The organism is Chitinophaga sp., from assembly GCF_035564935.1.
Lineage (GTDB): Bacteria > Bacteroidota > Bacteroidia > Chitinophagales > Chitinophagaceae > Chitinophaga.
In genome coordinates this window covers 1-9,154 of the sequence record NZ_DATMTE010000006.1, presented here as the reverse complement: position 1 = coordinate 9,154, position 9,154 = coordinate 1, and the positions used below count along the sequence as shown (strand labels likewise).

Below are 9,154 nucleotides of genomic sequence, written 5' to 3'. Positions count from 1 at the left end.
TGGTTGTTCATTTTTACACTACCACCTATCTTCGCTGATTTTGCAGCGCTGTAAGGTCCACTGTTTCGAAGGACGGCCACACCACGGCTTTTACAGCGCGCCAGATGTTTACAGTCTGCCTTTTTATCAATTGAAGAAATGCAGGCTGAATAGTGGCGGTATATTTTGGATACTCTTTCATGATCTGCTCATAATCCTGCGGCCTCGTTTTCACATAATCCATATCATGATATTCCATGCGGTCACAAAGGATATAAAAAACCGGGTAGTTCATATTTATGTTGCGCGTTTCTAAGCTTTCAGCAATTCATTTATAGCAATAATCTTCCAGGGATTGTTATCCATGTTCCGGTAAATGGCTATCTGCACGTTCTTTCCAGGGGAAACAGTCACAGTTGAATACCCCATAAAATCTGCGTATTCGAAATGGCGGATAAAAGGCTTCTCATTTTCAAGATTTGTTCTCCGTTCTTCTAATGAAGCAGGCGCAAACTTCGGCTCAAGCTGCAGCAAACCGGCGCCATAGGCGTCAATGCCTTGCAGGTGATCTTTTACCGGCGCATCGGGGTGTTCAATCACGCTGCCGGTGCATATCTGTACAAACGTTCCCTTTGCTGTTGTTCTTGTCAGAATACTTGTTTTATGCAGATGACCGCATAAAACGATGGCATTGTACTGCCCCAGTAAATTCAGCAACTCTTCCCGTTGCTGCTGTTGGGAAGGCTTAGCAAATATATGCCAGTTGGAGCGGGCCGTAAAAGGCACCACTGGCTGGTGCACGCAAAAGAATACGGTTTTTTCCTTTGCATCTGCCAATACTTCTTTCAACCAGGAAAGGCTTTCATCTGGGGTATAGCCGTCGAACAGGATAAACCTGGCCCCTTTATGAACAAAGGTGGAATTAGCGTTCTTCAAGGTCCTCTCCTGTTCTAAAGTTTGCCAGGGTAATACTACATTCCTGAACGTTTCCTGTGCCCCCACCCCGGTAATGTCGTGATTGCCCTTTATAACAAAAAACGGCCGTTGCAGTTCCTGCTGTTTTATAAGAGAAATAAATCCATTGGTTTGTTTTAGTGCCAATTCTTCAGTGCCGCAAAGTCCCTCTACAAAATCGCCCAATTGCAGGTAAAAATCTGCATTGAGCTTTTTGCCCGCGTCTTTTGTTTTGCTTAACAAGGGCTGAAGGTTTTCCCTGGTAATGCGGGAATAATTATGCACCTGCGTAACATCACCTCCTGAGAACCTGTTTTTCACGTATTCCATGTCATGAAAATCCTCCCGGGTAAAGTGAATATCACCCAGCATCATAAAACTAAAGCCTTTGCCGGCACTGGGAATAAAATCAAATGCAGCTGCCCCCAAAGGCAGGGCTGCCGTGAGCATCCCCATGGAAGCTACGAACCGGCGCCTGCTGATCCTGTTTTTCTTATCCGTCATAATTAGTTCACTTTAAATTGTTTCCGGGTAATACCCATGTAAGTGCGACCGTAACTGCCTGTAGGTTCCAGACCAGTGCCTTTTTGAAAGTCGTTCCAGGAATTAATGAGTACCAGCCGTTTGCTGCTCATGTTCCTTTTGGCAACATTTGCCATATCGGTATAAAATTCCCCGCTCCTGTCCTGGTTAAATAAAGCGCTGGATGGCGTCATGACCTTATCATTAAATCCTGGGAAAACAGCCGGCACAAAATCCTTTTTCCAGGTTGTTGTGGAGTCGGTCCAGTTCTTCCAGTTCTGATCGGTATATGCCGGCATAAAAACAGAGCGGTCGTATGTGCTGGTAGACCAATCAGAGAGCACTACCGCATCCATTGCATTAATAGCAGTACTGTAACGGCCAGGCGGCAGCCATCCCGTGGTGATTTCGCCGATGATATAAGGATGAACGCCGATTGAGTCGAGCGAAGCACGCAAAGCAGCTATTACCGATGGGTAATCAATACTGGCAGCTTTACTGGAAGAAAGGTTTAACGGCGTGATCATTACAACCGGCTGCCCATTGATCTTATAATAATAATCGTTGGCAAAATGGGAGCTGGATAATGATTTAAATTCTTTGATCAGTGTATTCAGCTTTGCTCCGGTGACCGGAGAAGTATTAGAGGCATTGATATGCGCTGTGTTGAAATTAATCACCATTTTCACATTACTGCTTCTTCCCGCAACAAAGCTGTTTAAGACCGGATCGCCACCAGATGCACCATTCCAGTTGAAAATAAAAAAGTCTACCCCGGCAGAATCGGCCCATATACGTTCCTGGTTCATAACGGATGCTGCCAGTGCGCTATAGTTTCCCAGCAAAGGCGTATCAGTGATGCCCTTGTTCCAATCGGCGGCGGCATAGTTATAAAAATAAGCGCCTACATTCACATTCTCTGTGATATCAACGGGTGGAATGGGATAATTAAAATCCGGCGGAAGGTATTCCTTATCTTTTTTACAACTTGCTAAAATAAGCAGGCAACAGAATATATATAACGTTGTTCTCATCGTTTATTTTTAATAAGGTAAATAAGGGTTTTTCTTGTTTGGCAATGCAAACCAAAGCTTCGTCCACAGGTCATCCGAACCGCCAAGCCAGGAGGCAGCTTTGCTCACTTCCTTACTGTTGGTAGAATACTCGCTTCCCGGGTATGGTATCCGTTGTGGCAAATATGCATATTCGCCATCATAGGTGGCAAACTGCGGTTCAAGTTCCAGTGTTCTGGAGCGGCGGATTAGTGCCCAGGCATCCACGCCTTGCCCGGGAATAGCTAACCAATGCTGCATGATGATCTGACGGTAATACTCCCCGGCAGGAATATAGCTTGAACAGATCTGTACCCAGTCCATAAACTGCGCAGACCTTCCCACCGTATCAGCGGCAGTACCCCATTTAATTCCCGGCGTGTTCTCATAGGCAGCCGCCTGGTCCTGTGTTAGTCCATAGCGGTCAAATGAGGCGTTGATGCCCTCGTAATAATACTGCGAAGCGTTGCCTGCATTGCCCCACCATCCTTTTAATGCCGCTTCCGCCTTTAACAGGGCAGCTTCCGACCAGGACATAAAAACATATTCTGCATCCGGCTTCAGGAAAATTGATCCTATATAGGAATAGTCGTCCTGTTTTAATCCATCATGCGGATTAGTAATGTTCCCGGCGTATTTAGCGCCCCCGCCATAAGATATATTCTGGCCAAAATACTTACCCTTGTTTGGTCCTTGTTTGGCCGGTTGTCCATAAACGGTTAACCGCGGGTCATTATAGGGTTGCGTATGATATACCAGGGATTCGCAGAGTACAGGAATGGTCGCTTTGTTAGCGGTATAGTTGTATACAACACTGTTGTACAGATAGCTCCATGTATCGCTGGTAGTTCCCCAGGTCATGGCGGCAGTTTCGTTTTGTGCGGTGATGGTATACTGGCTGCCATTCTGATAAATGTCCTGTACCACTTTTTTAGCCAGTTCGGGATCACCGTTAGGCGCATCGTTGGAGATACGCATGGCGAGGCGTAACCGTAGTGTGTTGGCAAACTTCTTCCATTTCAGCAGGTCGCCACCGTAAATCTTATCTGCAGCAGCGGAATATTTATCGCCATCCGGGTTGATAGCATCAACAATATTTTTCAGATCTTCCAACAGGTTATAATATGCATCCTGTTCCCTGGTAAAAGCAACACCGGGACTACCTGCCAGGGCAAATTCCATTGGAATACTCCCCCACATGGAAAGTGCATTGGAAAAGATAAAGTCCTTCCAGATACGTGCAATCAATACCCTGTTGGTATAGGCAGGATTATCTCTATAATTCACTTCGATCTGGTATGCAGGTTGCAGGCAATTGATATACGTATTAGACCAGTAGGTATTGTTTGAATTGTCGTTATAGGTATAGCGCTGAAACTCTCCCTGGAAACCAGAAAAATGTTGTGTATAGTTAAAGAATATCACACGGTTCATATCCCCGCCATACAGCTTAAGTGTATTTAACTGGGATGTCGTTAACAGAAAATCCGGTTCTACTTTGTTCGGATGGTTGGGATCGGTGTTGATCTGATCGAAATTTTTGGTGCAGGCGAACAAGCCAACCACGCTTAACAGCATTAAAAATATTCTCTTCATGTTCAATAGCATTAGAAGGAAAGATTGACGTTGAATCCATAGATGGCATTGGGTGGTAAAGATCCCCTTTCAATACCTTGTCCGTTACCGGCAGTGGAAGTGGCTTCCGGATCAATACCGCGTGGTGTTTTACGATATAATATGGCCAGGTTACGGCCTACCAGGGAAAGTTTGGCCGTTTTAACCGGTGTTCTTCCCAGCAGTTTGTCTGGAAAGGTATAGCCCAGGGCTAATTCCCGCAGCTTTACATAAGAGGCGTCGAATATAACGAACTCCGCATAGTTGGGCCGCGCATATTCGTAATTCTGGGGAGTTACGTACTTAGTGTTTTTGGTACCATCAGCGTAATAAGCATCCCACCTGGCGCCACCTGTCAGTTCACCGGCGCTTTCACCGTAGATCACGGAATGTTTATAGTAATCATCCCTTCCATTGAGGGTTTCTGCCAGTACACCATTTGTCAGCATCTGCGAATAACTGCCGGAATACAACAGGCCGCCTTTCTTTACATCCAATAAGATGCTCAGCGATAAATTGCCATAACGGAACGTGTTCCTGAAGCTGCCTAACCAGTCGGGGCTGGAAGAGCCAAAGGCCATATCAGGATTTTTGCTAAGCAGGCCGCCGCCATCGTCCAGTAACATATGCCCGGCGGCATCACGCGCCACACCAAGGCCACGCATATAGCCATAAGGTTTCCCCACCTCTGCGTACACATAGATATAGCTTGAGTTGTTGTTCAGCACAAACCGGTTCACGCTATCAATTAAGCTTACTACCCGCGAGTTATTCTTTGCAAAATTTATCTGGCTTTCCCAACTGAATTTTCTGGCACTCAGTATTTTTGCTGTCACAGAAAGCTCATTTCCCCAGTTCCTGATTTCACCGGCGTTGTAAATGCGCTGTTTGTAACCACTGGAAGCTGGTACCTGGGCGGTGATGATCTGATCTGTTGTGGAAGCACTGTAATGTGTAGCATCAATAGTAACCCGGTTGTTGAACAGCCGCAGTTCCGCGCCATACTCATACGACCTTGTTTTTTCAGGTTTCAGATCCGGGTTGTTCATGGTTGTTGACAGCGAAGCAATGGGAGCGCCGTTAAATAAACCATTGAACGAATAGGACTGATCCAAACGGTATGGGTCTGTATCGTTACCCACTATCGCCATAGATGCACGTACCTTTGCATAGTTTAACAGGTTACTTTTCACCTGCAGCAGGTCGGTTAAAATAAGTGATCCGCCAACAGAAGGATAAAAATAGGAACGGTTCCTTGCAGGCAAGGTAGATGACCAGTCATTACGGGCGGTAAGATCAATAAAAGCAAAGTTGTTGTAACCAAATGATACTGATCCGTAAAGGGAATTTGTTTCTTTTTTCCTGGCCGTTTGTGCTGCAACCGGGTATTCCTTCGCATTGGAAACATTGATCAAGCCTGGTTGTAACAGGGAGTTAACTCTCGTTTCCCTCACTTCATAGCTGGATGTATACTTGCTTGCACCTGCTATTGCATTTATTGAAAAGTCATGGATCCGCTTGCTGAAGGTAAACAACCCCTCCAGGTTAAAATTGGTTTGGTTGGTATTGAAGGTGCGCAGAAATCCATCAGGGTTACTGGCTATTACCGAACCTATATCATTAAACTCATATCCTTTCCACCAGATCATATCTGCGCCCAAACGGCCGGTAAATTTCAGCCACGGGGCGATACTGACCTGTGGGCTGAAAGATGCGATCACCCGGTCTTTGGTATCCTGGTTGGGGTTTTTATTAACGATCCAGTATGGATTGCTGAAGTTGCGGTGCGTACCTGTTTCATTTCCGGTAACCGGGTCTTCATAAGGGATCAGCTCATCCAGATCAGTGCTGCGGGCCATATGCACATACTCATAAGTTGGGTTACGGCCATTGGAATTGGAATACTGACGGTTGTCCACAATATCTCTGATAAAATTCACTTTGGAATCCATCGTAAACCATTTGGTAAATGTATTGGTCATACGAAGATCAACGGAATGTTTATTATCCTTATTAAATCCTTTCACCACACTGGTGCCGGAATAATTGGTATACCCTATCCTGTAGGTAGTATTGGTATTGCCACCTTCAACAGCTACGGAGTTGGTGAAAAGATGTGCGGTATTGTAAAAATTCTTTACGTTATCCGGCTGCGGCAAATATGGCTTCACTTCTCCGTTAATGGCCACATACGGCTGCCCCAGCATGGGTGATCCCCAGCTACGATAGTTTACATTACCTACCGGGATACGGTGGGTATTATCAATATAGAAGGAAGTGCCTACCCCATAGGCATTCTGATATTCGGGAAATTCAGTTAATGTCTGGAAGGTTTCATTCGAATTAAGAATAACCCTGAATTTGTTAGATCCTTTTTTGGTGGTAACAAGGATAACGCCATTTTGCCCCCTGGATCCATACAGTGCAGCGGCATTAGGACCTTTTAACACCTCCATGCTTTCAATATCGGCCGGATTGATGTCGGCGGCTCCGCTTCCGTAATCTATACTGCCATCGTCGCCTGGCGTATTTTCTATGGGCATACCATCCACTACAAAAAGCGGCTGATTGTTCCCCGTAAGAGATTTGTTCCCCCTGATTACAATTCTTCCCGATCCGGTGTTGAATCCTGATGGCACTATCTGCATCCCGGCAACTTTACCTGCCAGGGAGTTAATGAGGTTCGGGTCCTTTGTTTCGTTCAAAGAGTTCACGTCCACACCCTGCTGACTATAACTCAGCGCTTTGGCTTCTCTCTTTATACCGAGGGCAGTTACTACTACCGGGTTTATTTCCTTTACTGTTGCGGTAAGCTGTATGGAAAGTGTGATCATTTCCCCCGCCTTGTAGGAATAACCTCCCAACACTTTCCTGCTATAGCCCAGGTGGCTGAATGTAAAAGCATAAGTGTCGCCGGGCTTTAGATTCGTAAATGTAAAAACACCCTCGTCATCTGTAAAAGTATGGGAAGAAAAATCCCCTTTCCTATTGTGTACTTCCACGGTTACGTGAGAGAGCGCAATATCATCCTGGCTCTTCACCAGCCCCTTTACCGCAGGAAGTATATCCTGGGCACATAGTGGAATGGGAGCTCCTGCTATAATAAGCCAGCATATTGGCATCAGGAAAAATAAACAACATCGTTTCATGTATGATTGATTTTAGACAATACTATTCCTGTTCCTCCTTTGAGGAGAAACTTTTCCCTTTTTATTAAATCGTCAGGATTATTTAGCGCTTATGTAGATGGTATCTCCCACCTTGTTACTTTTCAATTCATTCACCAGCAGGAGCGTTTCTATTACTCCTTCCAATTTTGCATTCTTTTTGAAACTACCTGTAAACTTCCTCGCCTCTAATGCCTTTAATGAAAATTCAATGTGAGTATCATAAACTTTACTTAACTGTTGCAATACTTCAGGCAATGGCGTACTGTTAAAGCTTATTTTATCTTCTGATAATGACTCTTTCTGCATGCCTGATTTTACCGGTAATTCCCCATGCTCCTGCGGCATCATTTGCAGCGACTGCTCCACCATGTCGAAACTGCAGCGCTGTCCGGCGGTAAGGTAAACGAGCTTTGATGTATCCTGCAAACTATGCACTGCAACTTTCCCGCTGATCAACTGTACCTGCGCAGTTCTTTTTCCTTTATAGGCAGTTATTTTAAAAACCGTTCCCAAATCAGTTGTTACCAGTCCATCGGTATAAACGGTAAAGGGGCGCTGGCTGTCATGCACAACATCAAATACCCCTTCCCCTTCCAGCCACAAGCTCCTGCTTACCTGCATGGATATATCAAAGCGCAGGGTACTTCCCGGGGAAAGCTGTACTACTGATTGGTCTGGCAACGCGTATTTCCGGATGGCGCTTCCCTGGTTCACTATTATAGTATCGCGTTGCAGTGTTTTTTCTACGCCTGCATTATTCTTTGTTATTTCCCTGTGACTGAAAGTATATTCTCTAAAAAGATAAGCGGTAGTAGCTATGCCCAGCAACAAGACAGCGGCTGCGCTGCTCCAATATTTCCAATGTAACCTGCGGATACGGGATGCCCTTTTTCTATTAATGTTTTCCAGCCACAATGCCGACCATTCTTCCGGAACCTTACGCGGCAACAGTTCATTCCACTCCTGCTCATCCAGGAAAGCGTCCAACATCTCCGGCGGTAGCCGGAGAAATTCCTCTGCCTCCTTAGCAGTGCTTTTGTTTTCGAGCAATTTCAACACCTGCTCCTGTAATGACTGTTTCTTTTGATCCATCAGCTGTGGTTATAATGTGAATACGTTAAATCCGGTGGCTATACTTACCGGTAACAATTTGTTAATACTGAAGGGATAATGACCTTAGCTGATATGATAAACGCACAACAATATCCACAGCGCGATGTCGGCAGAAATGAGGGTTCGGATTTCTTTAATGGCCTTATTAAGCTGGCTTTCTACTGTTCTCTTTGAGATGCCCAATTGGTCTGCTATCTCCTGGTTGGTCCATCCACTAAGGCGCAACTCCATAATCCTACTGCGTTGCGGGGGTATTTTATGTAAGGTAACCTTTATCTCCTCTACGAAAGAGGACGAAACAGGAGTGGTTTCCGGGATATTATCAATAGCTGCATAGTCTTCCAGGCTCAGGAGCCTTTCTTTAGCGCTTTGACGGAACAGATCAATTAATGTGGTTTTTGCTATGCGGAAGATTTGGTAAGATAAAGCTATTTCGAGGTTCAAATGGTTGCGGTAATTCCATAATTTAAGAAAAGTAGTTTGTACCAGGTCGGCGCTGATCGCCTCCGACCGGGTTTTACCCAGAAAATAATAATACAGCTTTGCGTGATATTGATTGTAAACAGTAGTAAAGGCAGCTTCGCTATTTTCCTGAACTTCCTTGATCAGCTTCTTTTCCATTGAACATCTTTAAAGAAAACATGTGAAGAATCAGGGCACAAAATAAAACTCCATTTGTGAGAGATGCGATTAACTCTTTGTTATTTTTCCCTGGTGACTACACGGATAGCTGCATTCAGCACAGTATAA

General features: G+C 45.1%; 7 protein-coding genes. All 7 read right to left on the bottom strand.

What is annotated here, in order from left to right:
- Positions 1–25: 25 nt before the first annotated feature.
- A complete protein-coding gene (locus tag VN105_RS00130; RefSeq protein ID WP_325636719.1) occupies positions 26–238 on the bottom strand; it encodes a hypothetical protein in 213 nt (70 codons plus the stop codon).
- 53 nt (positions 239–291) lie between these two features.
- On the bottom strand, positions 292–1,437 hold the full coding sequence (locus tag VN105_RS00125; protein ID WP_325636718.1) for a metallophosphoesterase family protein: 1,146 nt from the start codon (positions 1,435–1,437) through the stop codon (positions 292–294).
- 2 nt (positions 1,438–1,439) lie between these two features.
- Positions 1,440–2,489: a glycoside hydrolase family 99-like domain-containing protein gene (locus VN105_RS00120; protein ID WP_325636717.1), complete on the bottom strand. Its 1,050-nt coding sequence runs from the start codon at positions 2,487–2,489 to the stop codon at positions 1,440–1,442.
- 9 nt (positions 2,490–2,498) lie between these two features.
- Complete coding sequence (locus VN105_RS00115) at positions 2,499–4,103, bottom strand: SusD/RagB family nutrient-binding outer membrane lipoprotein (protein ID WP_325636716.1); 1,605 nt, start codon at positions 4,101–4,103, stop codon at positions 2,499–2,501.
- Positions 4,104–4,114: 11 nt separating this feature from the next.
- Positions 4,115–7,270, bottom strand: a complete 3,156-nt coding sequence (locus VN105_RS00110) for a SusC/RagA family TonB-linked outer membrane protein (protein ID WP_325636714.1) — start codon at positions 7,268–7,270, stop codon at positions 4,115–4,117.
- A gap of 78 nt (positions 7,271–7,348) precedes the next feature.
- Positions 7,349–8,383 carry a FecR family protein gene (locus VN105_RS00105; RefSeq protein ID WP_325636712.1) on the bottom strand — a complete coding sequence of 345 codons (1,035 nt, stop codon included), beginning with the start codon at positions 8,381–8,383 and terminating at the stop codon, positions 7,349–7,351.
- An 84-nt stretch (positions 8,384–8,467) separates the two neighbouring features.
- Positions 8,468–9,025, bottom strand: a complete 558-nt coding sequence (locus tag VN105_RS00100; RefSeq protein ID WP_325636711.1) for an RNA polymerase sigma factor — start codon at positions 9,023–9,025, stop codon at positions 8,468–8,470.
- Positions 9,026–9,154 lie beyond the last annotated feature (129 nt).